General features: G+C 67.5%; 22 protein-coding genes. 10 read left to right on the top strand and 12 right to left on the bottom strand.

Annotation, left to right across the window (positions count from 1 at the left end; translation table 11 throughout):
* Nucleotides 1-6: 6 nt before the first annotated feature.
* Together DB354_RS06615 and DB354_RS06610 are read right to left on the bottom strand one after the other, a co-directional pair.
* Nucleotides 7-2,604: a U32 family peptidase gene (locus tag DB354_RS06615; RefSeq protein ID WP_107834650.1), complete on the bottom strand. Its 2,598-nt coding sequence runs from the start codon at nucleotides 2,602-2,604 to the stop codon at nucleotides 7-9.
* 65 nt (nucleotides 2,605-2,669) lie between these two features.
* Nucleotides 2,670-3,572, bottom strand: a complete 903-nt coding sequence (locus DB354_RS06610) for a LysR family transcriptional regulator (RefSeq protein WP_107834649.1) — start codon at nucleotides 3,570-3,572, stop codon at nucleotides 2,670-2,672.
* A 101-nt stretch (nucleotides 3,573-3,673) separates the two neighbouring features.
* Between DB354_RS06610 and DB354_RS06605 the strand changes: the two genes are divergently transcribed.
* Nucleotides 3,674-3,856, top strand: a complete 183-nt coding sequence (locus DB354_RS06605; protein WP_146180134.1) for a hypothetical protein — start codon at nucleotides 3,674-3,676, stop codon at nucleotides 3,854-3,856.
* A 149-nt stretch (nucleotides 3,857-4,005) separates the two neighbouring features.
* Here DB354_RS06605 and DB354_RS06600 read toward each other — a convergent pair whose 3' ends face one another.
* From DB354_RS06600 to DB354_RS06560, 9 genes are all read right to left on the bottom strand, one after another.
* Nucleotides 4,006-4,560 carry a DUF4199 domain-containing protein gene (locus tag DB354_RS06600; protein ID WP_107834647.1) on the bottom strand — a complete coding sequence of 185 codons (555 nt, stop codon included), beginning with the start codon at nucleotides 4,558-4,560 and terminating at the stop codon, nucleotides 4,006-4,008.
* 277 nt (nucleotides 4,561-4,837) lie between these two features.
* Nucleotides 4,838-5,638, bottom strand: a complete 801-nt coding sequence (locus DB354_RS06595) for a TIGR00266 family protein (RefSeq protein ID WP_107834646.1) — start codon at nucleotides 5,636-5,638, stop codon at nucleotides 4,838-4,840.
* A 121-nt stretch (nucleotides 5,639-5,759) separates the two neighbouring features.
* Nucleotides 5,760-5,969 carry a hypothetical protein gene (locus DB354_RS06590; RefSeq protein WP_107834645.1) on the bottom strand — a complete coding sequence of 70 codons (210 nt, stop codon included), beginning with the start codon at nucleotides 5,967-5,969 and terminating at the stop codon, nucleotides 5,760-5,762.
* 128 nt (nucleotides 5,970-6,097) lie between these two features.
* Nucleotides 6,098-7,357 carry an ectonucleotide pyrophosphatase/phosphodiesterase gene (locus tag DB354_RS06585; protein WP_107834644.1) on the bottom strand — a complete coding sequence of 420 codons (1,260 nt, stop codon included), beginning with the start codon at nucleotides 7,355-7,357 and terminating at the stop codon, nucleotides 6,098-6,100.
* 70 nt (nucleotides 7,358-7,427) lie between these two features.
* Nucleotides 7,428-7,721 carry a Smr/MutS family protein gene (locus tag DB354_RS06580; protein ID WP_107834643.1) on the bottom strand — a complete coding sequence of 98 codons (294 nt, stop codon included), beginning with the start codon at nucleotides 7,719-7,721 and terminating at the stop codon, nucleotides 7,428-7,430.
* Nucleotides 7,711-8,130: a twin-arginine translocase TatA/TatE family subunit gene (locus DB354_RS06575; protein ID WP_199226805.1), complete on the bottom strand. Its 420-nt coding sequence runs from the start codon at nucleotides 8,128-8,130 to the stop codon at nucleotides 7,711-7,713. Before DB354_RS06575 ends, DB354_RS06580 begins: the two co-directional genes overlap by 11 nt.
* A gap of 19 nt (nucleotides 8,131-8,149) precedes the next feature.
* A complete protein-coding gene (locus DB354_RS06570; protein ID WP_107834642.1) occupies nucleotides 8,150-9,070 on the bottom strand; it encodes an aldose epimerase in 921 nt (306 codons plus the stop codon).
* A gap of 69 nt (nucleotides 9,071-9,139) precedes the next feature.
* Nucleotides 9,140-10,006, bottom strand: a complete 867-nt coding sequence (locus tag DB354_RS06565; RefSeq protein ID WP_107834641.1) for a helix-turn-helix domain-containing protein — start codon at nucleotides 10,004-10,006, stop codon at nucleotides 9,140-9,142.
* A 213-nt stretch (nucleotides 10,007-10,219) separates the two neighbouring features.
* A complete protein-coding gene (locus tag DB354_RS06560; RefSeq protein WP_107834640.1) occupies nucleotides 10,220-12,781 on the bottom strand; it encodes a DNA translocase FtsK in 2,562 nt (853 codons plus the stop codon).
* A 115-nt stretch (nucleotides 12,782-12,896) separates the two neighbouring features.
* Here DB354_RS06560 and DB354_RS06555 point away from each other — a divergent pair, with 115 nt between their 5' ends.
* The 3 genes from DB354_RS06555 (at nucleotide 12,897) to dnaJ (ending at nucleotide 15,956) form a co-directional block, all read left to right on the top strand.
* Nucleotides 12,897-13,886 carry a type I phosphomannose isomerase catalytic subunit gene (locus DB354_RS06555; protein WP_107834639.1) on the top strand — a complete coding sequence of 330 codons (990 nt, stop codon included), beginning with the start codon at nucleotides 12,897-12,899 and terminating at the stop codon, nucleotides 13,884-13,886.
* Nucleotides 13,887-14,129: 243 nt separating this feature from the next.
* Entirely contained in the window at nucleotides 14,130-14,759 is a 630-nt protein-coding gene (locus DB354_RS06550; RefSeq protein ID WP_107834638.1) for a nucleotide exchange factor GrpE, read from the top strand.
* Between the two features lie 42 nt (nucleotides 14,760-14,801).
* Nucleotides 14,802-15,956 (top strand): molecular chaperone DnaJ, encoded by a 1,155-nt coding sequence (gene dnaJ / locus DB354_RS06545; protein ID WP_107834637.1) that lies wholly within the window; start codon nucleotides 14,802-14,804, stop codon nucleotides 15,954-15,956.
* A 24-nt stretch (nucleotides 15,957-15,980) separates the two neighbouring features.
* On the opposite strand, the gene DB354_RS06540 is transcribed toward dnaJ, so the two are convergent.
* Nucleotides 15,981-17,261: a hypothetical protein gene (locus DB354_RS06540; protein WP_107834636.1), complete on the bottom strand. Its 1,281-nt coding sequence runs from the start codon at nucleotides 17,259-17,261 to the stop codon at nucleotides 15,981-15,983.
* Between the two features lie 236 nt (nucleotides 17,262-17,497).
* Here DB354_RS06540 and DB354_RS06535 point away from each other — a divergent pair, with 236 nt between their 5' ends.
* The 6 genes from DB354_RS06535 (at nucleotide 17,498) to DB354_RS06510 (ending at nucleotide 21,822) form a co-directional block, all read left to right on the top strand.
* A complete protein-coding gene (locus DB354_RS06535; RefSeq protein WP_233256574.1) occupies nucleotides 17,498-18,181 on the top strand; it encodes an adenylyltransferase/cytidyltransferase family protein in 684 nt (227 codons plus the stop codon).
* Nucleotides 18,182-18,283: 102 nt separating this feature from the next.
* The gene (purN, locus tag DB354_RS06530) at nucleotides 18,284-18,871 is read left to right on the top strand and encodes a phosphoribosylglycinamide formyltransferase (RefSeq protein ID WP_107834635.1); all 588 of its coding nucleotides are present in this window, start codon (nucleotides 18,284-18,286) and stop codon (nucleotides 18,869-18,871) included.
* 228 nt (nucleotides 18,872-19,099) lie between these two features.
* The gene (locus DB354_RS06525) at nucleotides 19,100-20,005 is read left to right on the top strand and encodes a 50S ribosomal protein L11 methyltransferase (protein WP_107834634.1); all 906 of its coding nucleotides are present in this window, start codon (nucleotides 19,100-19,102) and stop codon (nucleotides 20,003-20,005) included.
* A gap of 30 nt (nucleotides 20,006-20,035) precedes the next feature.
* On the top strand, nucleotides 20,036-20,611 hold the full coding sequence (locus DB354_RS06520) for a YdeI/OmpD-associated family protein (RefSeq protein WP_107834633.1): 576 nt from the start codon (nucleotides 20,036-20,038) through the stop codon (nucleotides 20,609-20,611).
* 348 nt (nucleotides 20,612-20,959) lie between these two features.
* Complete coding sequence (locus DB354_RS06515; RefSeq protein WP_107834632.1) at nucleotides 20,960-21,346, top strand: response regulator; 387 nt, start codon at nucleotides 20,960-20,962, stop codon at nucleotides 21,344-21,346.
* On the top strand, nucleotides 21,346-21,822 hold the full coding sequence (locus DB354_RS06510; RefSeq protein ID WP_107834631.1) for a response regulator: 477 nt from the start codon (nucleotides 21,346-21,348) through the stop codon (nucleotides 21,820-21,822). The genes DB354_RS06515 and DB354_RS06510 overlap by 1 nt, the downstream gene beginning before the upstream one ends.
* The last annotated feature ends 19 nt before the right edge of the window (nucleotides 21,823-21,841 follow it).

Below are 21,841 nucleotides of genomic sequence, written 5' to 3'. Positions count from 1 at the left end.
GCGCGGTCAGCGCTTCTTGGCGATCACTTGCGGTGCGGCTTCCATCTGGCCGCGGGTGACACCGAGCTGGTTGAGGAGCTTGAGCTCGCGCCAGAGCTCGGCGCCGGTGATTTCGCCGCGCAGGAGCCGGGCGTAGCGTTCCAGCGTTCGGGCGACCTCGGCGGCGGGTTCGTTGACGAACTCGACGCGGAAGCTGCGGACGCCGAGTTCCTGGAACCGGGCGACGTATTCGGCGCCGGTCTGCGCGCGGTTGTTGAAGACCGTGTTGCGGCAGCCGGCGTCGGCCCGCAGCGGGAGTTCGGCGCCCACGCGGTCGCGCAAGGCGACGCGATGGCGGTCACAGGGCCGGCCGCAGTCGCGGTAGTCCTTGCCGGTCGAGAGGAACGCGCAAAACACGCAATGCTCCATGTGAAACATGGGCATGTGTTGGTGGATGGTGATCTCGAGCCGCGGGGCCGCACCGCTGCCGAGGAGTGCCTCGAGCTGCGTGAAATTGAGATCGTAACTGGCGGTGACGCGTTCGAGCCCGTGTTGGCGCACGAAGTAGTCGACGGTCCACGGGTTCGCGACGTTGAGGGAGAAGTCGCCGCGGCGCCGGTCGCCCGCGAAGAACGCGAGATGGTCGTAGTTGCGGACGAGGTACCCGTCGGCCTCGCAGGAGCGTACCTGCTTCAGGATCCATTCCTCGCCCGGTTTGTGGATCCGCGGCGGCGCGACCCAGATGCTGCCGGCGATGGAGAGGGAAGCGTCGGGTGACGCGGTGGTCCGCTGAAGGTCGCGAAAACGGCTGACGGTGTCGCGGTAGGACTTCGGGTTTTCAAAGTCGCAATAGACGGTGCGCACGCCGGCCTGCCAAGCGGCGTCGAGCTGTTCCGGCAGCCTGATGACGGCGATGAGTTCCGGGGGGGCCGGTACAGGCGTTGCGTCGCCGGCGGAGAAGGAGAAGTCGGGCGCACGCAGCTCCGGGTGCACGGCCCAGCGTTTCGGCGTCGCCCGGAGGCGATCGAGGGCGGCGACGGCGTCGCGCCGCAGTTGGTTAAGCGCGCTGACGGGCAGGATGACGGCCCCCTCAAGGTGGAATGCGAGCTGGGCGAGGTGGTAGGGCGTACCGCCGAGGCGGCCGAGTTGGTCCTGGAGACGCTCCGGGGTGAGCGGGTGTTTTTCCGCGGGCGCGAGCGGAAGGGCCGAGTCGACCTGCACAACGTGGCCATCACCGTCGTTGACGATGAGCGTGAGCGGCGTGCCGGCGCGGCCGTGGACCTCAAGCCGGATGGGACGCTGGAAACGGATCTGGTCGCCTTCGAACGTGGCGCGGAGCTCGCGATCGAGCGCGGGATCGTTGGTTTTCCAGAGCCGCTGGCCGGCGCGGATGCGGCGCCAGTTGAGGTCGTCGCGACCGAAGCGGAGTGTGGCCTCGTCGCCGTGACGTTCGACTTGGTAGACGCGGCCACCTTCCTCGCGCTCGTCCGGCCGGCCGGCGTCGAAGACGACGCCATCGCCGGGTTTCAATGGGCCCTGGAGCCGGAGGGTGACGGAGTCATGGTCGACGCGGGCGATCTCGCCGAGGAAGACGCCGCGCTTGGTGCCGAAGCGGCCGTGCGCGAGCTCCTGGTTGTTGTTGCCGCGGAACCAGCCGGTGTAGAGCCCGCGCGAGAAGGCCATCTGCAACTCGTAGGTGGCGGCCGGCGCGACGGGCAGGGGCGTGTGCGGGGCGACGCCGGCCTGCGCGAGGGCGCGGTCGAGCGCCTGGCGGTAGACGCGGGTGATGCTGGCGACGTACTCAGCGGACTTGAGGCGGCCCTCGATCTTGAGCGAGCCGACGCCGAGGCGGACGAGTTCGGGGAGGACCTCGATGCCCGCGAGATCCTGTGGGCTGAGCAGGTAGCGGCGGTCGCCCAAGTCAACCTGTTGGCCGTCGCAGATGAGGTCGTAGGGGAGGCGGCAGGCTTGGGCGCATTCGCCGCGATTGGCCGAGCGGCCGCCGAGCGACTCGCTGGTGAGGCATTGGCCGGAGTAGGCGACGCAAAGGGCGCCGTGGACGAAGACCTCGAGGGCGAGGGGGCGTGCGGGAGCCTGCGCCTGGGCGGTTTGGATGCGCTCGATGTCGGCCAGGGAGTTCTCACGGGCGAGCACGACAAGTTGCGCGCCGAGCTGCCGGGCGAAGTCGACGCCGGCGGCACTGGTGATCGTCATCTGCGTCGAGCAGTGAATCGGGAAATCGGGCGACAGCGCGCGGATGAGGCGGCACATGCCGACGTCCTGCACAATCGCGGCATCGACGCCGGAGGCGATGAGCGTGCGGAGATAGTCCTCGGCTTCGGCGAGTTCGTTGGCGAAGACGAGGGTGTTGAAGGTGACGTAGCCGCGGACGCCGCGGCGGTGGAGAAATTCGATGAGCGCGGGAAGGTCGGCCTGGGTGAAGTTGCGCGCGCGCATCCGGGCGTTGAAGCGCTCGAGGCCGAAGTAGATGGCGTCGGCGCCGTTTTCGACGGCGGCGTGCACGCAGTCCCAATCCCCGGCCGGGGCGAGGAGTTCCGGGCGCCGCAAGGGCGGAGTGGCCGGGGCGCCGGCGGGCGCTGGGTGGTTGAGGACTTCCGTTGACATGGGCGGACCGTATGCCGGGAGCGAGGAACGGCGCAAGCGGTCGGGCCGGGGAACGGGCAAGCAGTTCAGGCTGTGGCGGGTGCGCCGTGCTTTTCGCGGGTGTGTTCGCGGAGGAGGCGGAGAAACTGTTCGGCGCCGCGGCTCTGATAGCGCTGCATGTGGCGGATGATGGCCAGGTCGCGGGTGGGTTGGGAGCCGGTGAGGCGCAGGTAGACGAGGTCGTTGTCGTGCTCCTGGCGGGCGATTTGCGGCAGGATGGAGATGCCGGCGTTCATTGCGACCAGGAGCTTGAGCGTGCGCACCTGGGCGCAGCGGTAGCCGATGCGCGGCGAGAAGTTGTGGCCGCCGAAGAACACCCGGATCTGTTCGGCGAGCGTGGACGAGCTGCCCATCGAGATGAAGTTCTCCTCGGCGATGTCATTGATGCTGATCTCGGTGCGGCGGGCGATCGGGTGGTTTTTGCCCACGACCAGCAGGAGCGGCTCGTTGAGGATGGGCTCGATGGAGACGCGGTGTTCGTCGACGGGCAGGGGGACCACGGCAAGATCGAGTTCGCCTTCAACGACCGCATGAACCAGATCGGCGCGGAAGTCCTCGCGAGCGTCGATCGTGAGATTAGGGAGGGCCTCGCGGCAGCGGGCAATGAGCGGGATGATGAGGTAGGGCATCACCGTCTGGACGGCACCGACGGTGATGCGTCGCTCCAAGCTGGGGTGATCGCTCAGTTCCTTGGCGGCGTTCTCTACCTCAAAGAGGATGCGTTTGGCGCGCTGCAGGAAGGTAGCGCCAGCCTCCGTGAGCACGGCCTTTCGGCCCAAGCGGTGGAACAGCTTGTGTCCGACTTCTTGTTCAAGGTTTATTATCTGCTGACTAAGAGATGGTTGGGTTACATTGCACCGTTCGGCAGCACGCGTGAAGTTACCAGACTCGGCGACGGCGACAAGGTAACGCAATTGGTGGAGTTCCATAGCTCGAGCCTATGGAATAGATAGGATCAGTCGATTTCAACTATTGAAAATTGGCGGTATACTCCTGGCGTCGGTCAAGTGACCGGCAAACCCACAAGAACATGAAGAACATCCTAATCGTCACCGCGGCCGCCCTGAGTGCGTTTGCTATCGCCGCCTTTGCGCTTTCTTCCCGGTTCCCCGTTGATGCTGACTCCCTGCTTGGCTACCTGAGCGTTTTCGCGCTCATGGGGCTGGCGGCGCTCGAGTACCGCATCGACCGGAAGCGGCTCCTGGGACGGTAACTGAGGACCGTCCCTCGAGGTTAGATCCAAAACAGGGCCCGGCTTAACCGGGCCCTTTTTATTTTCGGGCACAAAAAGAGGGCGGAGCAGGTGCTCGGCCCTCGGGATGACGCGGGGGTTGGGCCGCGTCGACGTTTTCGGTCAGGCGATCAGGCCAGCGGCGGCGGGGCATCCACGGCGACTTCGGCCGTGCGCAGCGGCTTGCGGAAGAAGATCGCGATGATGAGGGCCAGAATCACAGACCAGATGAAGCCGAAGACCGTCTGCATGATCGTCATGGGAATGGGGGCGCTCATCTTCCGCATCATTGGCGCGGCGGCATCGATTTGGGACTGGGACATGCCCTTGTCCACCAGGGAGGCAATCTGCAGCTCGTGCAGCGTCTCGCTGAAGTTGGGGTTGACGATCACGAAGTACACGAAGGCGACGATGGCGCTGAAGAGCGCGGCCCATAGGCCGGTCATGACGCCGGTGCCCAAGGCCGAGCCATAGCCCCACGTGCGATCCGCGGGAAAATCGACGCGCCGTTCGCGCATTGCGAGGGCGAGGCAGATGATCGAAGCGATAAGGCCAACGACGCCGGGCAGCCATTGCATGGCCTTCATCTTCTCCGGCGTGTCGTGGTAGCCGGCAAAATAGAGGCCAAAGGTGAGCAGCGCGCCGACGAGTGCGATCAGCGCTCCATAGAGCAGGGGTGTTTTCATCGCGACCAACCTGCCACAGCCCAGGTTAGGCTTCAACGTCGACCTCGATAACTGGCGCACACGCCTTACAGGCGGTCCGAAAGGACCGGCCACTCCCTTCTGGCGTTTTCGCGTCCCCGAAATCACCGACCCGATCGGAACAGAGTCCGCGCGTTCTGCCCTCGATAAAACCTCCCCGCCCCATGCCCAAAATCTCCATCCGACTCTGGCTCCTTCACTCTTCCAAAATGGCGCAGCCGTTTTTTTTAGCAGCCTGCGGACGAAGTCCGACAGGCTGCTACGAATTGTCGCCGTCGATCATGCGGCCGATGCCGCCGAGAATGGAGCCTTCCTCCTTGCCTCCGCTGCCAGTCTTCGGCGCGGCGGCGACGATGCGGGAGGCAAGGCGGGAGAAAGGCAGCGACTGCAGCCAGATTCTGCCGGGGCCACGCAGGGTCGCGAAGAACAGCCCCTCGCCGCCAAAGAGGGCGGTCTTGATGCCGCCGACGTACTGGATGTCGTAGTCGACGGTGGGCTGGAAAGCCACGATGCAGCCGGTGTCAACGCGCAGCGTTTCGCCCGGGGCGAGCGTGCGCTCGTAGATGTTCCCGCCGGCGTGGATGAAGGTGAGGCCATCGCCGGTGAGTCGCTCGAGAATGAAGCCTTCGCCACCAAACAGGCCGACGCCGAGTCGCTTTTGGAAAGCGATCCCGACGGCAACGCCCTTGGCGGCGCAGAGGAACGAGTCCTTCTGGGCGATCAGCTCGCCCCCGATGTCGCTCAGTCGCACCGGTAGAATCTTGCCCGGGTAGGGCGCGCCGAACGCGACGCGGCGCTTGCCGGTGCCGCGGTTCTGGTACGCCGTCATGAAAAGGGATTCGCCCGTGAGCAAACGGCGACCGGCGCCGAGCAGCGCGCTCATGATGCCGCCGGACGGATTGGAGCCGTCGCCGAAGATCGCCTCCATCGCGATGCCGTCCTCCATGAACATCATCGAACCCGCCTCGGCGACGGCGGCCTCGCTCGGGTCGAGTTCGATCTCGACGAACTGCATGTCGTCACCGTGGATCTGGTAGTCGATTTCGTGCATTGCGTTCATGGCGGCGAAGGCTGGGTGGCGGCGGCAGGGGCGGCAATCTGGGACGCGGTGGAAACGGGGATGCCGTTTCGAGGGGGAGCGATGGGCCCCAAAATGGCCGCGGCGCACCTCGCGGCCGTGCTCAGGCGGCGAACGGCAGCGACTCGGCGACCCGGGCCCCGCGGCGCGCGTGGTAGTGGCGCGGAGCGGCGTAATCAATGGTGCCGATGAGGCAGATCATGCCGACGAGGGCGATGCCGTAGGCGGCGGGGGAGAGCGCGCTGATGCTGATGCCGATGACGGCGGCGATCACGCTGAGGGAGGCGAGGGCGGAAGTGTATTTGGCGTTCATGGGTGGGATGCCGTCAGAACACCGGTGTCCCCCGAAAAGTTACACCGAAGCGCGGCGGGCGCGTGCGCCGGAAGGCAGGGGGAACGCCAACCTGCCGCATCGCCGCGGCTTATGACGTGTTCGCCGCGTCAGGGCGCGAGCAGCGCTGACTTCACCAGGCGGTCGTCGCCATCGTTCGCGGCCGGCTTCAGCCCGGCGGCGGCGCAGAGCAGGTTGTACACGTGGACGTTTTCCACCTCGGGCAGCGTGACGCCGCGTCGGAAGGCCGGCCCGTGGGCGATGAGGATCCCGTGCATCGAGGGCAGCGCGGGATCGTAGCCGTGCTGCGCCTTCACAAAGTGGTTCCGGGCTGCCGCGAACGCCGCGCGGCGCTGCACGAGCCAGCCCTCGTCGGGCAGTATCCAGATCCCGGGCACGCGCGGGTTGGCCGGGTCGACATGGAGGCGGGCGGGAAGATCGGCGGACCGATAGGCTTTCGCGTGCGGCATTCGGCCCAGCGCGGCGAGGATGGTCTCCGGCGCCACGCCCGGGGCGGGACGCAGCCCGCAGGCGGTGTCCGCGAAGTCGACGGCGACCTTCGTCAGGTCGACGTAGTCGTCGAGCAGGAGCACCCGGTCCGGGCCGCACGGCGTCATCCCATGGTCCGACAGGATCACCAGGTTGATCGGCAGGTTCTCCGCCTGGAAGCGGGCGAGCATCGTGCCGAGCTGGGCGTCGAGCGTCTTCAGCGTGGCCTGGAGCTCGGGCGAGTCCGGACCGTACCGGTGGCCGCTGCTGTTCGATTCCTCGAAGTAGAACGTTGCCACGGCCGGGCGCTGAGGAGCGGGAACCTTGAGCCACCCGATCAATTCGTCGAGCCGCCGGGCGAAGGGAATGCTGTAGTCGTATGGTTTCCAGTGCGTGGCGTGCAGGCCGGCGATCGGCGCCTCGGAGCCGGGCCAGAAGTAGCACGCGCTGGTCCGTCCCTGCTTGACGGCCGTGATCCAGACCGGCTCGCCGCCCCACCAGCGGCCGTCCTCCGCGCACTGGGTCTTGCTGGAGACAAAGACGCCGAGCTGCGGATCGACCATGCGGTTGTTGATGATGCCGTGGTGAGAGGGATAGAGCCCGGTCGCGATCGCGTAGTGGTTGGGAAAGGTGTTGCTCGGGAACACCGGTACGAGCCCGCGGGCGGTCACGCCCTCCCGCGCGAGGCGCCGCAACACGGGCGTCGCCTGGGGGTAGAGGTTCAGGTAATCCCAGCGGAAGCCGTCCATCGAGATCAGCAGCACGGTCGCATGCGCCGTCTCGGCGGCGCCACTGGGGACGGCAGCGGCGCCACTGGGAACGGCAGCGGCGGCGCGGGACACCGGAAGGGCGAGGACGAACAGGAGCAGCAGCAGGCGCATGGCGGAAAGGGGGCGGGCTCAGGTAACGCGCGGTGGTCGCGGCTGGCAAATGACGGTGCCGTGGGCGGAATCAGGGCCGCGGCCGCAGTTGCACGAGGGTGGCACCCCAACTGCCGGAGGTCTCATCGCCCAGGCGGAACGACGCCACGAGGGGCGAACGGCGGAGCAGGGCGTGGACGGTGGTGCGCAGCGTGCCGGTTCCTTTGCCGTGAATGATCCGGACCTCGCGCAGGCCGGCGCGCTCGCATTCGCCGAGGTAGGCCGGGATCAGTTCGCCTAGGTCGGCGGGTCGAAACGTGTGCAGATCGAGTTCACCCGTGATCGGCAGCGGCACGGGCGCATCCTCGGGCGGCTCAGCCGGCATGCGGGGAGGATGCCGGCGGCGTGCTCGGCGGGACCGGCGGCGTCGGCGTTGCCGGCGGGTTCGCGGCTTCGGGGGCGGGCACGGTGCCGGCGGTCGGGTCGGTCGCGGGTGCGGCGGGCGCAACGGGCGTGGGCGCCTGCACCGGCGGCAGAATCTTCGGCGTCGCGTCCTGGGGACGCGACGCGGGCGTGGGCTCCTCCTCCATCGCGCGGCGGAACTCCTGCTCGACGCCGGAGGCGGCCTTGCGCACCTCGCGGATGACCTTGGCGAGGCCGCGCGCGAACTCCGGCATCTTTTCGCCGCCGAAGAGGATGAGGATGATCAGGAAGACGACGAGCACCTCGGAGCCGCCGAGCATGTCAAACAGCGCGAGCGGCTGGCCGGGAAACGTCGCGAGCACGGAAAGCATTCGGACAGGGTGGCGAGGGTTACTTTACCTGCACGCTGACGACGAACTTGCCGGTTTCGCCGGGCGGCACGAGATGCAGCCCGACCTTGTGCCCGGGGGCGTTGGCCGGCCCCATCCACGGCTCCACGCAGTAGTAAGGCGCGTCGGGCGCGCCGGACCACGTGACGTACGTGGCTTCGGGCGGCGGCACCTTGTCGACGCCGAGCCGGACGATGACGTCGCCCCGCTGTCCTTTTTCCCCGAATACGACTTCGTTGCCGCGGAGCTCGGTGTGGAACGTATCGATCAGGTCGGGATGGGAGAGCTTTTCCTCGAGCTGGAGGGTCGGGCCGGCGACGAGGTGGCCGGTGGCATCCTGCTTCAGGCGCTTGCCCGCCGGGATGCGGATCATGTAGTCGCTGCGGCTCGAGCCCTCCTGCCACGGCACGGTGAAATAGAAGTGGTGGCCGGCGCTCCACGGCAGCGGCTCGGTGCCGTGGTTGGTGACGGCGAACTCGCAGGAGAGGCCGAACGGCTCGAAGCGGTAGGTGACGACGAACTCGTATTTGAACGGGAAACACGTCTGCGCCTCGGCGCCCGGCACGAAGTGCGCGACGAAGCCGCGCGCATCGAGGTGCGAGACGTGGAACGTGCCCTGGCGGGCGAGGCCGTGGATGGGCATCGGGCGGCGCACGCCGTCGGCGGCGCGCCAGAAGAAGATCTCGCCCTGGTCGAAGCAGCGGCCGTTGAAGGGGAACAGGATCGGGTTGCCGCCGCGAACCTTGGCAATGTCGCCGAAGTCAGCGTCCTCCGGCCAGTAGATCACGTCGCGGACGGAGCCGTCGGGCAGGGTGAGATTCCAGTTGAGGAGTCGCGCCCCTTTTTCCGGCAGGGCGAGGAAAGTGGAGTTGCCGACGCGCCAGCGGGTGAGGGTCTGGCCTTTGTAGGGGATCTGTTCCATCACCGCCGAAGTAAGCGGCAAGGGTGACGCGCGCAAAGTCTTTTCCTGCGCGCGTCGCGACCGCGCCGGTTACGGCGTGCCGGTCGGCGCCGGAAGCTGGCCGACCGTGTTGCCGCGGAGCCCCATGCCGATGCGACGGCCGCGGATCTCAAGCTGCAGATTCTCGCAGGCGGTCGCGGCGATGTACACCGGGCCGGGCCATTCGACGATCTGCGCATCGCCACGGTTGAGCGTGCCCTCGAAAAGGACGGCGCCGGTCGACTCGTCCGGGTTCTTCCGGTTGACGCGGACGTGCACGGGATTGACCGCGACGAGCGTGAAGGTGTAGCGCGGGGTCGGCGGCAGCGTCGGGGCGGGCGGCGGGACGTTGGACGCGGCGGCAGGCTGCGCGGCGGGCGCGGGGGCGGCGCGGTTGCCGCTGAAGATCGATCGAATCAGAAGCACCACGAGCAGGGCCACGATGATGCCGCCGCCGATCTTCACCCACTTGAACACGACGGCCGGGTCGGGACCGGTGGGGAGAGAGGAGCCAGTGCCACGCGGATAGTGCGGCTGCTGCTGGCGGCCGCCGGCGGCGGGTTCGGGCGCGGGGGCGGCTTCAGGCGGCGGCGGGGCGCTGCGGTCGGTGGCATCGCCCGCGCTCGCGACGCTGATGTCCATGCGGCCATACACCTCGCGGCTGGGTTGGCGCGGGCGCACCTCGCCACGACCGAGCGCGGCGTAGTCGCTCATGATGCGATCGGCGGGTACCTTCAGGAAATTGGCGTAGGTGCGCAGGAAGCCGCGCGTGTAGATCTCGGTGAGCCCGATGTCGAACTGGTTGCTTTCGAACTTCTGCAGATAGTCCCCGCGGATCTTGGTCGCTTCGGCCGCTTCGCGGATGGAAACGCCCTTCTTCTTGCGTGCTTCCTCAAGCCGTTCGCCGATTGTCTGCATGGAGTGCTAGTGAGTTAGGGAGTTTAGGGAAGGAGGGGAAGCCGGAACTGCCGCGGGCGAAACGCCGGGCGCTGACGGATACCCGAGGGAGGGACGGAGCCCGCGGGGGGCGCAGGTCATTCGTATCGGGTCGGGCAGCGTCGGGTCGGGCAGCGTCGGGTCGGGACAGGGTGCGGCCGGGAATATCTGGGAAATGGGAGGTGGGCGCGACGCTCAGAGTGAGTCGAGATCCACCAGAATCTCGCGCGGGCTGGAGCCATTCTCCGGTCCGACGATGCCCTTCTCCTCCATGATCTCCATGATACGGGCCGCGCGGTTGTAGCCGATGCGGAGCCGCCGCTGGAGCATGGAGGTGCTGGCGCGCCGGGTGGACTTCAGGACGTCGAGCGCCTGCTCGTACAAATCCTCATCGTCGCCGAGATCGCCGTCGTCACCGCCGTCCTCGCCGTCCTCATCCTCGCGCGCGGCGCGGTCGATGTGCTGTTGGACGGACTGGGCGTACTGCGGCGGGCCGTTGCGCTTGAGGAATTCGACCATCTCGGAGACCTCGTCGTCGGAAACGAACGCGCCCTGGGCGCGCACGAGCCGGGAGGTGCCGGGCGGGGAGAAGAGCATGTCACCGCGGCCGATCAGCGTGTCGGCGCCCTTGGTGTCGAGGATGGTCCGCGAGTCGACCTGCGAAGCGACCTGGAACGCGATGCGCGAGGGCAGGTTGGCCTTGATGACGCCGGTGATGACGTTCACGGACGGACGCTGCGTCGCGATGATGAGATGGATGCCGGCGGCGCGGGCGAGCTGCGCGAGGCGGGCGATGCTCGTCTCGATTTCAGCGGGCGCGACCATCATGAGGTCGGCGAGCTCGTCGATGATCGCGACGATGTAGGGCAGGCGGTCGGGAATCTCGATCTCCTCGAGCGCGGGATCGACGCCGGTGAGCGAGGCCTGGGTCTCGGCGGCTTCGGGCGGGGGCGTATCCGTTTTCGGGGTGCGCTTGCGGGAGTTGAAGCCGGAAATGTTGCGGACGTTGGCCTTGGCGAAGATCTGGTACCGTTGCTCCATTTCGCCGAGGAGCCACTTCAGGGCGGCCGGCACCTTCTTGGGCTCGGTGACGACCGGAATGAGCATGTGCGGCAGGGTGTTGAAGATCTTCAGCTCGACGACCTTCGGATCCACCATGATGAGTCGCACGTCCTTCGGGCTCTTGGAGTAGAGGACGGAGGCGACGATGGAGTTGATGCAGACCGATTTGCCGGAGCCGGTGGCGCCGGCGATCAGCAGGTGCGGCATCTTCGCCAGGTCGGAAATCAGGGGCTTGCCGGAAACATCCTTGCCCAGCGCGATGGGCAACTCGGCCTTGGCGCCCACCCAATCCTCGCTTTCGAGGAGCTCGCGCATGCCGACCGGCGTGGGCTTCTGGTTCGGCACTTCGACGCCGACCGCCGCCTTGCCGGGAATCGGGGCGAGGATGCGCACCGACTGCGCGCGCATGCCGAGGGCAATGTTCTTGTCGAGGCCGGCGATCTTCTCGACGCGCACGCCGGGCGCGGGGACGACCTCGTAGCGGGTGATGACCGGGCCGACGTGAATTTCGCCGAGGGTGACCTCGACGCCGAATTCGCTCAGGATGCGCAGGAGGTTCTCGGCGTTCTGGCGGTGCTCCTCCTCGGTGTTGGAGGCGTCGGGCTTCACCTGCTCCTTGAGGAGCGTGAGCGGGGGAAACTGGTAATTGGCGTCGTCGCTCTGCGGGAGGGTGATCTTTGCCTTCTTGGGCTCCTCGGGCTTGACGATGTTGAGCTCCACTTTGCCCGTCGCGACGGCGAGCGACTTGGTGTCGGTCGCGGGCTCGGTGGCGCCGCGGCCGTTGCCGAGGCGAAGCGACGGCGCCTTCGGCTCGGGCTTCCCGGCGGCGGCACGGATGGTCGCCGCGTCGGGTTCGGCGGCCGGGGAAGTCGCGGGCGTGGTCGCGCCGGTGCTGCGAGGCGTGGCGGCGCGGGCGAGAGGGTCTTCGCCCGACTTCGGAACGAACGTCTTCTTCCCGGCGGGGCCGACCGGAGCGGCGGCGGTCGGCGGGGGCGTGTTGTTCGCGCCGGTGGTGGCCGCAATGACGGCGGCGGCCGCCTTCTGCTTTTCGCGGGCGTCCTTTTCGCGGGTCTTCGCTTCGGCCACCTCCGCGCGCAGTTTCGCGCGTTCCTCGCGCCACGCCTGGAAACGGGCGAGCAGCCGCTCGAACTCGGCGCCGATGTCCTTCGTGAAAAGGATGAACAGGAAGCACCCGATGTATATGGCGCCGAGCACCATGGCGGAACCGAAGCCGCCGAGCGGCACCTTCAGCCCGCTCTGGTAAACGAGTTCACCCACCAGCCCGCCCCAGTCATTGGGGAAGTAGTTGCTCTTCCCGTATTCGACCATCGCGAGCAGGCCAGAGCCGGAGATCAGCCCGAACACCATGGCGAGATACCGCCCGGTGGTGAGGTGCTTCGACATCCGGATCGCGAGGTAGACGAGCCAGTAGAGATAAAACGGGATGCACCAGGCGCTGACGCCGAACGTCCAGAATGCGGCCCACGCAGCGTGCGCGCCCCAACTGCCGGCCAGGTTGGTGTCGACCGGCTGGGTCGAGATGAGGCTGGTCTGGTTCGGGGTGAAATCGAGCATCGCCACCAACAACCAGGACGCCACCAGGAAGCAGCCCACGGCGACCAGCCAATTGGGCTGGTAGCGCGGTCCCTGAAACGACGGCCCGTCGTTTGGGTTTGAACTCTCAGACTTAGGCATTTGATCTCGACCGGTTTTCGATCTGCGCGGATTCCACGCTAACGAAGAAGCCGGTCAAATGTAAATGCCCCCGGGCCCGAGTTAAGTTCTCATCAAATCCTTATCTCAGAATTCCATGCGCGACCTACTGCGGTTTGCACCACTTTATCAGGAACGAGTATGGGGTGGGAGGGCGCTGGAGACCGCGCTGGAGCGCGTCCTGCCGCCCAATCGACCGATTGGGGAGAGCTGGGAGCTCGTGGATCGCCCCGAGGCCCAGTCGCTGATCGCGGGTGGCGCGCTGGCCGGCCAGAAGCTGCGCGATGTCCTGACCAAGCATGCTGCCGACATCATGGGGCCGACATGGCCGGCCGAGCGGCCGTTTCCGATCCTCGTCAAATGGCTCGATTGCCGCGAACGGCTGAGCCTCCAGGTGCATCCGCCGGCGAACGTTGCCCCGGAACTGGGCGGCGAGCCGAAAACCGAGAACTGGTACATCGCGGCCACCGGCCCCGGCGCCGAACTCATCGTCGGCCTGAAGCGCGGCGTCACCCGCCCGCAGTTCGAGAAGGCCATCGAGCAGAACACGGTCGAATCCTGCGTGCACCATTTCCGCGTGGCCGCCGGCGATTCCATTCTCGTGCACAGCGGCCAGGTCCACGCGATCGACGCGGGCAACCTGATCCTCGAGATCCAGCAGAACTCCGACACGACCTATCGCGTGTACGACTGGGGACGCGTCGGCCTGGACGGCAAGCCGCGCCAGCTTCACATCGCGCAGTCCCTGCGCTCGATCGACTGGGATGACTTCGAGCCTGCGCCGGTGCGCGCCGCGCCCACCGGCGGCGTGATCGCGGATTGCGCCGAGTTTCGCATTCGCCGCCTCGTGCTCGGGGCTGGCGAGCGCCTGCACCTGCGCGCGGGCGAGCAGCCGCGGATCGTGAGCATCGTGAGCGGGACGGTTCGTGCCGCCGGCGAGAATCCTTCCGGCACGCGTTCGCCGCTCGGCCAGAAGCTCCCGCGCGGAGAAAACGTTCTCGTGCCCTACGCCGGCGCCTTCACGTTCTCCGCCGAGACGACGACCATCCTGCTCGTGACGGAGAACTTCGCCGGGATCATCGAATAAGTCGCGCACGGCTCCGGCGTCGCGGTCTCACGTGGCGCCCGGATCGCCGCGCCACGGCAGCACATCGGCGCGGTCCGCCGTCGAGCTTGCCGCTCTGTGCCCCGCCCGCGCCCCGCGCCGCGTCGCAACTTGACGGCGCGCCGCGAACCTCGGTGCCGCCGGCGGGTTGCACGAGGGGCGGCCGCTGCACGGCAGACTTGAAGAAACCAGGAACCCACTGTTAATTCGGCCCTCTTTTGCCGCATGCCTGACGCAGATCCTTCCAAGCCAACGACCCAAGCTGCTGAAAAGCAGAATGAAGCAGCGACTGCTGCCACCGACGCCGCGAACGCCACGCCCACCGCCGGAACGGAGGCGGGCAGCGCGACGACGGCCACCGATGCCGCCGTGCAGTTGATCGCGGCGAAGGCGGAGGCTTCGGCCAACTACGACAAGTACATGCGCGCGGTCGCCGACCTGGAAAATTTCCGCCGCCGTGCGGTCCGCGAGAAGGACGAGCTGCGGACCATCGCGACCGGGCGCGTGCTCGAAGACCTTTTCCCGGTGTTGGACAACCTGAGCCTCGCGGTGGCCCACGCCCGCCAGCCGAATGCTGACGTGAAGTCGCTCTTGGGCGGGGTAGAAATGGTGCTCAGCCAGCTCAAGTCCGCGCTCGGCAACCACGGCGTTAAGGACATCAACCCCGTCGGACAGCCCTTCGACCCCCACCAGCACGAGGCCATTTCGCACGAGCCCAGCGCGACGGTGAAGGCGGAGCACGTGATCAACGTCGTGCGCACCGGCTATTCGCTCAATGGGCGACTGCTCCGGGCCGCGGCGGTGACGGTCTCCAGCGGCCCCGCCAAACCCGCGCCCGACGGGAAGCCCGCCTGATTCTTTTCGCGCAGCCCTCTGCCGATTTACTCCAGCTGACCCATGGCCCAGGAAGACTATTACGAACTGCTTGGCGTCTCCAAAACCGTCTCTCCGGAAGAGCTCAAGAAGGCTTACCGGAAGAAGGCGGTCCAGTTTCACCCGGACAAGAACCCGGGCAACAAGGAGGCCGAGGAGATGTTCAAGAAGGTCTCCCATGCCTACGAGGTGCTGAGCGACGCCGACAAGCGCGCGGCCTATGATCGCTATGGCCCGGCGGCCTTTGAAGGCGGTGCCGGCGCCCCAGGCCCACGCGGTCCGGGCGGCATGGGCGGCGGCGGGTTCCACGATCCGTTCGACATTTTCCGCGAGGTCTTCGGCCAGCAAGGCGGCGGCGGTGGCATCTTCGAGGAGATGTTCGGCGGTGGCGGCGGCCGCGACGGCAGCCGCGACGGTGCCGACCTGCGCTACGACCTCGAGATCACGCTCGAGGAGGCCGCGCGCGGCGTGGAGAAGGAGATCGCTTTCCGCAAGAACGTGACCTGTGAGCGGTGCGATGGCACCGGCGCGGAGCCGGGTTCACGCCGCGTGACGTGTCCGACCTGTCGCGGCGCGGGCCAGATCCGGCGGTCCGGCGGCATCATCACGTTTACGCAGACGTGCCCCACGTGCGGTGGCGCGGGCACGAAGATCGAGAAGCCCTGCTCGGCGTGCCGGGGCGAAGGCCGCGTGCCGAAGAGCACCAAGCTCAACGTGCGCATCCCTGCGGGCGTCGACACGGGTTCGCGGCTGCGTTCGTCCGGCAACGGCGAGGCCGGACTGGCCGGCGGTCAGCCGGGCGACCTCTACATCGTGCTCACGGTGAAGGAGCACGAGTTGTTCGAACGCCAGGGCGAGGACCTCTTCTGCGAGGTGCCGATCAAGTACACGCTCGCGGCGCTCGGCGGTTCCGTCGAGGTGCCCACGCTGTTCGGCAAGGGCGCGCTGAAGCTTCCCGCCGGTACCCAGAGCGGCACGACCTTCCGCCTTCGCGGCAAGGGCATGCCGAGCCTGCGGGGCGGCCACCAGGGCGACCAGTTGGTGCGCGTGCAGGTGGAGGTGCCGCAGTCGCTCACCGCTGAGCAGCGTCGCCTGCTGGAGGAGTTCGCTCGCGTGAGCGGCGACGCCGCCGAGCCGACGTCACGCTCGTTCTTCGAGAAGGCGAAAAAGTTCTTCTGAGCTTCCGACCGCCGCCCCCGTCGCTCAGCGCCCGGGGGCGGTCACGCGGCGCATTTCGCGGGTGCCGCCGACGCGGTATACGCCTTGGTAAGTCGTCTCGACCCCGCTGGGTGCATCCTTGGCGTTCGTGGAAAACGCGGCGCCGCTGCGCAGGTGGTTCATCCACGTGGCACGGCGCGCGTAGGCGTCGGCGCCTTCATTGCCGAGCGTGCCCTGCAGGTCGGCCTCGGCCCGCTTGGCGAGCGCAGTGAGCTGCGTGCGGCGCTCCTGGTCGGTCAGGGCGGCGTTGCGCTGGATGTCGAGCGACTGGGTCGCGTACGAGGCGCGCAGGGCGATCACCTGGTCGGTCGTGGTGGCGGGAAGGTTTAGCCGGCGGGAAATCGCGGCGAGCGTGCCATAGTCGCTGTCGTGCGCGCGTTGCAGGGCGGCGCGCTGGTCGGGCGTGAGCGTGGCATCAATCGTCGCCTGCAACTGGCGCTCCGCCTCGCGCCGCTCGCGCATCTGGTCGGGCGTGAGCTGACCGTCGTTGTTCGCGTATTGGTCGGCGAACGCCTTCTGCAGCGCGTAAACCTGCCGGTACTGCTCCTCGGTTTCGAGCGCCGCGCCGTAGCGCCACATCACCTGATGCGCCGCCGGTGAGTCGTGGAGTTCATACTGTTCGCGCTCCTCGGGGGTCATCGCCGCCGCGATGTCGCGCTCCCGCTCCTCGCGCAGCAGCTTCATCTTTTCGCGATCGGAGGGGAGCTGGATCGCGCCCTGATCTGCGTACGCGCTCTCCATCATGTCGGCATAGTCCTGCTCAATCCGCTGCAGCTTCGTTCGCTTCTCGGGCGAGAGGTAGCCGTAGCGCTCGCTGCCACCGCCAAAAATCGTGCCGACGTCCGCCCCAAACGCACGCCGCAGTTCGTCGTTGAACTCGCGCTGCGCCTTGCGGACCTCGACGCGCGACTGCGCCGTGGCGTCCGGATCAAAAGGCGTCCGGCGCCAGTACCGGGCGTCGGCCTGCTGCGACGCGCGCAGTTCCTTCATGCGCGCCTGCAGCCGAAACATCGCGCGGCCAATGACCAGTTGCCGCGCCACCTCGGGCGTGCAGCCGGCCGCGATCAGCGCATCGGCGTCGCCCGACTCCAGCGCCGCCTGCAGCGCGGCCGCCGTGCCGCCGCCCCGGTCGGAACTCGCGCGGCGCTCCGGGGCCGGCGACGTGGCGCGAGTCGGGGCGGTGCCGCCCGAGCGTTGGAGGACGAAGCCGATGAGCACGCCGTTCGCGAGCAGCGAGCCGGCAAGGAGCAGGGGAGTGATGCGCATGGAGCAGGAGAGGCGGGAGCAGAACGATGCAGTCAGGGCGAAAGACGCGGCAATGCCCGCTTTCTTAGCTTCAGGCAATCCATGGCGCCGCCGGTTCCATCCTCCTGGCGAACGTCGGCACGCGGCCACGCCGATCCGGAGGTGGCGTTCGGAGGCAGCGGCACGCGTCGGCGGCAGGAGCCCAGGGGCCGAGGGCTGCAATTATTATCAACTAATCCATAATGGGTTGTGGAATAATGTCCGGATACTTCCCGCATAATGTCCGGATACTCCGGAATAATGTCCGGATACTCGCGGCGCGCTCCGATCGGCGTGGCGGTCGACCGGGCAGCGTCGACAGTCGCGAGCCGCTGGTAGGAAACGTCGACGCGCCGGCCAAACCCGGGATTTACAACCCGCGTGGCTCTGGCGAGGGTGGGGGCGTGGTGCTCGAGAATCCCAAACTGATGCCGTTGCCGGAGGCGGTTGCCTGGCGTGAACGCTGCCGGACGGCCAAACGTCGCGTGGTGTTGACCAATGGTGTCTTTGACCTGCTGCACACGGGGCATCTCTACTACCTCCAGCAGGCGCGGGCGCTGGGCGACGCGCTCGTCATCGTCCTCAACGCCGACGCGAGCGTTCGCCTGCTCAAGGGCCCCGCGCGTCCGGTTCAGTCCGAGGAGCAGCGGGCCTACGCGCTGGCTGCGCTGGCGTGCGTCGATGCGGTGACGATTTTTCGCGAGCCGCGGCTGACGGCGGAGATCCGCGCGCTGCGTCCGGACCTCTACTGCAAGGCGGGCGACTACACGCTCGAAAAACTCGATGCCGGCGAGCGCACCGCGCTCCAGGAGGTCGGGGCGGAAATCCGCTTCCTGCCGTTCCTGCCCGGGTTCAGCACCACGTCGCTGATCGCGCGGATCAAGGCGGCGGGCGAGATTTAGGGCGGGCACGCGGCGGGTGCGGCAGGCCTCGCGGGCGGGTGACGCACGCCACGGATTTATTCGTGTGCATTCGCCGGCAAACCGGCTTGGCTCTGCCGTACCATGCGCGTCGTCATTCTTGGTTCCGGCCGCGGCTCGAATGCCGAGGCGATCCTCAAAGCCCAGAAAGAAAACCGGCTGGGTCGGGCCGAGGTTGTGCAGATTTTTGCGGACCGGCCTGACGCCGGGTTGCTGGAGCTAGGCGCGCGGTTCGGCGTGCCGGCGCACTTCCTGGATCCGGCGCCGTACAAGTCGAAGCTCGATGGCGCGGCCGAGCAGGCCTACATCGCGGCGATCACCGCGTGCCGGCCCGACCTCGTCGTCCTCGCCGGCTTCATGCGCGTGCTGAAGATGCCGTTCATCGCGGCATTCGAGCGTCGGATCATCAACCTCCACCCGAGCCTGCTGCCGAGTTTCCCGGGGCTGGATGGCATCGGGCAGGCGTTTCGCCGCGGCGTGAAGGTCACCGGCTGCACGGTCCACTACGTGACCCTCGAAGTGGACGGCGGACCGATCATCGACCAGGCCGCGGTGAGGATCGAGGAGACTGACACGCTGGAATCGCTCACCGCCAAGGTTCACGCCGCCGAGCATCACCTGCTGCCCACCGTGATCGCTCGCCTGAGCGAGCGCTGGACGCCGGGGGAGTAGCCCGCCCCCCCTCTTTCTCTTTCTCGTTCTCTCTCGACTGCGGCGCCGCCGTGCGCCGCCCCGGTTGGTGCGACCTAACGAGAACGAGAACGAGAACGAGAACGAGAACGAGAACGAGAACGAGAACGAGAACCCCGCGGGGCGAGGGCTCCTGAGATCCCCCTCGGATCCCGCCGCCCCATTCCGCCGGCTTGCGTGCCCGCGGCGTTGTGGCGACGGTGGGGGCGCATGGCTCTCTTTGAATTCAAGGTCGAAATCCCGGCGGCTGGCGCCGATGCGGCGGATACGGTGCTGCTCGAGCGCGGCTCGGCGAACTGGAGCATTCTGCAGGATGCAATCGCGCTGCGGGCCTGGCTCGTCGGGCTCGGCGACAGCGAAATGACGCTGCGCGGCGAATGGACCCCCTTGGCCGCGGCGCTGGCCGAAGCCGGGGTGACGCCGGTTGAGGCCGGCGTGATGCGGACGCTGGCGGACACGGACTGGCGCGAGAGCTACAAGGCTCATTTCCACGCGTGGCAGTTCGGCCGGCTGCACTGGGTGCCAATCTGGGAGAAACCCACCTTCCAAGTGCCGCCAGGCGATACCGTGCTCTGGCTCGACCCGGGGCTCGCGTTCGGCACCGGCAACCACGAGACGACGCGGTTGTGCATCGAGCGGCTCGTCGCGATCGACACGGAGCTGCCCGGGCACGGCTGGACGCACGAGTCGGCGCGGATCATCGATGCGGGGTGTGGCTCGGGCATTCTCGCGTTGTCGGCGGCGCTGCTCGGGTACGTGCAGGTGGACGGCTTCGACAACGATCCCGAGGCGATCCGCATCAGCGGCGAAAACGCCGCGATGAACGGACTGCAGAACCGCGTGCGCTTCGCCGTCGGCGATCTCGTCTCGGGCCTCACCGGCCGCGAGGCCGAGGTGGTCATGGCGAACATTCAGGCCGACGTGCTGATGCGCTTTGCCCGTGAACTCGTGGCGGCGGTCGCGCCCGGCGGGGTGCTGATCCTGAGCGGCATTCTGGCCCACGAGAACGCCGCGGTGCGGACAGCGTTTGAAAAAGTGGTGCCGGGCTGGACCGTAAACGCCCGCACGATGGGCGAGTGGAGCGACGTCTTGCTGCAACGCCCGCGGGCCGCATAACCTTCGCGACGCGTTCAACCCCATCGCGTCATGGATCCCGTTCCTTTCCGTTCCGGCGCCGCGTTTCGCCGCTGGCTCGCGCGTCATCACGCGAGCGCGACTGAGCTCGTGCTGCTGTTCTACAAGAAGGAGTCGGGTCGCGGGGGCATCACCTACGCCGAGGCGCTGGATGAGGCGCTGTGCTATGGCTGGATCGACGGGATCAGGCGCTCGCTCGACGCGGAGGGCTACACCATCCGGTTCACGCCGCGTAAGCCGAAGAGCTTCTGGAGTCGCGTCAACGTGCGCCATATCGAGCGGCTCATCGGCGAGGGGCGCATGCAGCCGCCGGGACTGGCCGCGTTCAAATTGCGCGTGCCCGAGCGGACCGGGGTGTACTCGTTCGAGCAGCCGACCGCGGAGTTGCCGCCGGCAATGGAGGCGCAGTTTCGCCGCGAGCAGGCCGCCTATGAGTTCTTCCTGGCGCAGCCGCCGGGCTATCGCCGGACCATTCTGCGCTGGGTTACCAGCGCGAAGCAGGACGTCACGCGCGAGCGGCGAATCTGCCACCTGATCCGCGCTTCCGCCGACCGCCGCCGCCTCGACCTGATGGCCCCCAACGCGTGAGCCCGCGGCAGGTCGGTCCACCTGACGGCTGACCGGTCGAACACTCCGCCTCGCGCGCGGGCGCGTTCCGGTCCTGACTCCGCCTCCTCTGGGACTGGGGTTCAGCCTTCGGCCTTCAGCATTCAGCCTTCCTTCCGTAACCACCGTGTGGTTACGGCAAGCGGGGGGGCGGACCTGCTCACAGGGGCGGTGCTCAACCCATTGCGGGAAAGGGGAAATTTCACCGGCGCAGGCGGTTGCGCGGCGCCCGTGAATTTCCCCATGCGTGATTCGGGAACCCCGCGGCCGAATAGATTTTGCGCCCCCTCCACCCCGGGAGTTTAGAGGGGCGTAATCGAAAACAGCCTGATGTCTGAGCACTTTCTCATTGTTGATGACGATGCCGACAGCGCGTTCCTCGCGCGTCGCAATCTCGCCGTCGCCTTTCCCCACGCCGCGATCGAACAGGTCGAGACCGGCCAGGCGGCGCTGGATGCGCTGGCCCGTGACGAGTTCACGGCCGTCATCACGGATTACCGCATGCCCTGGATGGACGGCCTGACGCTCGTCCGGAAGATCCGCGAACGGAACCTCCCGGTGCCGATCATCATGCGGACGGCCATGGAGGACCTCGAGGCGCAGGCCCGCGCGGCCGGAGTGGACTACGTCCTGCCTTGGTTTCGCTGGCGCGAGCTCGGCGAGGTCGTGCGCGAGGTCCTGCACTGCAACACCACCGGCCATTCGGAGAAGTCGTGATGACACCGCAGACGCCGCGCACCCGCCCGATCCTGATCGTCGATGACGATCCGGATGCCGTGGCGCTCACCAAACACGCCCTGGCCAAGGCCGGGATCAAAACCCAGATCGACGTCCGCGAGAATGGCGACGACGCGATCCGCTACCTCAAACACTGCCTGGCGGAGGGCGACCACGCGCTGCCGCTCGTCCTCTTCCTCGACCTCAAGATGCCCGGCACGGATGGCTTTCAAGTGCTCGACTGGATCCGGCAGGAACCGCGGCTGCGCCGGCTGTTGACGGTGGTGCTGAGCTCCTCGACCAGCTCGCGTGACGTCGACAAGGCGTATGCGCTCGGAGCGAAGACCTATTTTGGCAAGTACCCGGTCGCCTCCGACGTGAAGACGGTGTTCCAACTCGCGAACGCGATGCTCACCGTCGACGAGATCGAGAAGTTCGTCCTGCCGGGCATCCGGCCGACGCCGACGAACGCCTGAAGAGGGGCCGGGCAGGAGG

Source organism: Opitutus sp. ER46 (assembly GCF_003054705.1).
Lineage (GTDB): Bacteria > Verrucomicrobiota > Verrucomicrobiia > Opitutales > Opitutaceae > ER46.
Note: the sequence above shows the minus strand (reverse complement) of the source record. Positions and strands in the feature narration are given on the sequence as shown.

Coding starts and splice junctions, on each gene's coding strand:
- DB354_RS06520 (WP_107834633.1), top strand. CDS start 20,036: ATGGATCCCGTTCCTTTCCGTTCCGGCGCCGCGTTTCGCCGCTGGCTC.
- DB354_RS06610 (WP_107834649.1), bottom strand. CDS start 3,572: ATGGAACTCCACCAATTGCGTTACCTTGTCGCCGTCGCCGAGTCTGGT.
- DB354_RS06595 (WP_107834646.1), bottom strand. CDS start 5,638: ATGAACGCAATGCACGAAATCGACTACCAGATCCACGGTGACGACATG.
- DB354_RS06590 (WP_107834645.1), bottom strand. CDS start 5,969: ATGAACGCCAAATACACTTCCGCCCTCGCCTCCCTCAGCGTGATCGCC.
- DB354_RS06555 (WP_107834639.1), top strand. CDS start 12,897: ATGCGCGACCTACTGCGGTTTGCACCACTTTATCAGGAACGAGTATGG.
- DB354_RS06605 (WP_146180134.1), top strand. CDS start 3,674: ATGAAGAACATCCTAATCGTCACCGCGGCCGCCCTGAGTGCGTTTGCT.
- DB354_RS06540 (WP_107834636.1), bottom strand. CDS start 17,261: ATGCGCATCACTCCCCTGCTCCTTGCCGGCTCGCTGCTCGCGAACGGC.
- DB354_RS06525 (WP_107834634.1), top strand. CDS start 19,100: ATGGCTCTCTTTGAATTCAAGGTCGAAATCCCGGCGGCTGGCGCCGAT.
- DB354_RS06550 (WP_107834638.1), top strand. CDS start 14,130: ATGCCTGACGCAGATCCTTCCAAGCCAACGACCCAAGCTGCTGAAAAG.
- DB354_RS06575 (WP_199226805.1), bottom strand. CDS start 8,130: ATGCTTTCCGTGCTCGCGACGTTTCCCGGCCAGCCGCTCGCGCTGTTT.
- DB354_RS06570 (WP_107834642.1), bottom strand. CDS start 9,070: ATGGAACAGATCCCCTACAAAGGCCAGACCCTCACCCGCTGGCGCGTC.
- purN (WP_107834635.1), top strand. CDS start 18,284: ATGCGCGTCGTCATTCTTGGTTCCGGCCGCGGCTCGAATGCCGAGGCG.
- DB354_RS06600 (WP_107834647.1), bottom strand. CDS start 4,560: ATGAAAACACCCCTGCTCTATGGAGCGCTGATCGCACTCGTCGGCGCG.
- DB354_RS06510 (WP_107834631.1), top strand. CDS start 21,346: ATGACACCGCAGACGCCGCGCACCCGCCCGATCCTGATCGTCGATGAC.
- DB354_RS06565 (WP_107834641.1), bottom strand. CDS start 10,006: ATGCAGACAATCGGCGAACGGCTTGAGGAAGCACGCAAGAAGAAGGGC.
- dnaJ (WP_107834637.1), top strand. CDS start 14,802: ATGGCCCAGGAAGACTATTACGAACTGCTTGGCGTCTCCAAAACCGTC.
- DB354_RS06560 (WP_107834640.1), bottom strand. CDS start 12,781: ATGCCTAAGTCTGAGAGTTCAAACCCAAACGACGGGCCGTCGTTTCAG.
- DB354_RS06585 (WP_107834644.1), bottom strand. CDS start 7,357: ATGCGCCTGCTGCTGCTCCTGTTCGTCCTCGCCCTTCCGGTGTCCCGC.
- DB354_RS06580 (WP_107834643.1), bottom strand. CDS start 7,721: ATGCCGGCTGAGCCGCCCGAGGATGCGCCCGTGCCGCTGCCGATCACG.
- DB354_RS06515 (WP_107834632.1), top strand. CDS start 20,960: ATGTCTGAGCACTTTCTCATTGTTGATGACGATGCCGACAGCGCGTTC.
- DB354_RS06615 (WP_107834650.1), bottom strand. CDS start 2,604: ATGTCAACGGAAGTCCTCAACCACCCAGCGCCCGCCGGCGCCCCGGCC.
- DB354_RS06535 (WP_233256574.1), top strand. CDS start 17,498: ATGTCCGGATACTTCCCGCATAATGTCCGGATACTCCGGAATAATGTC.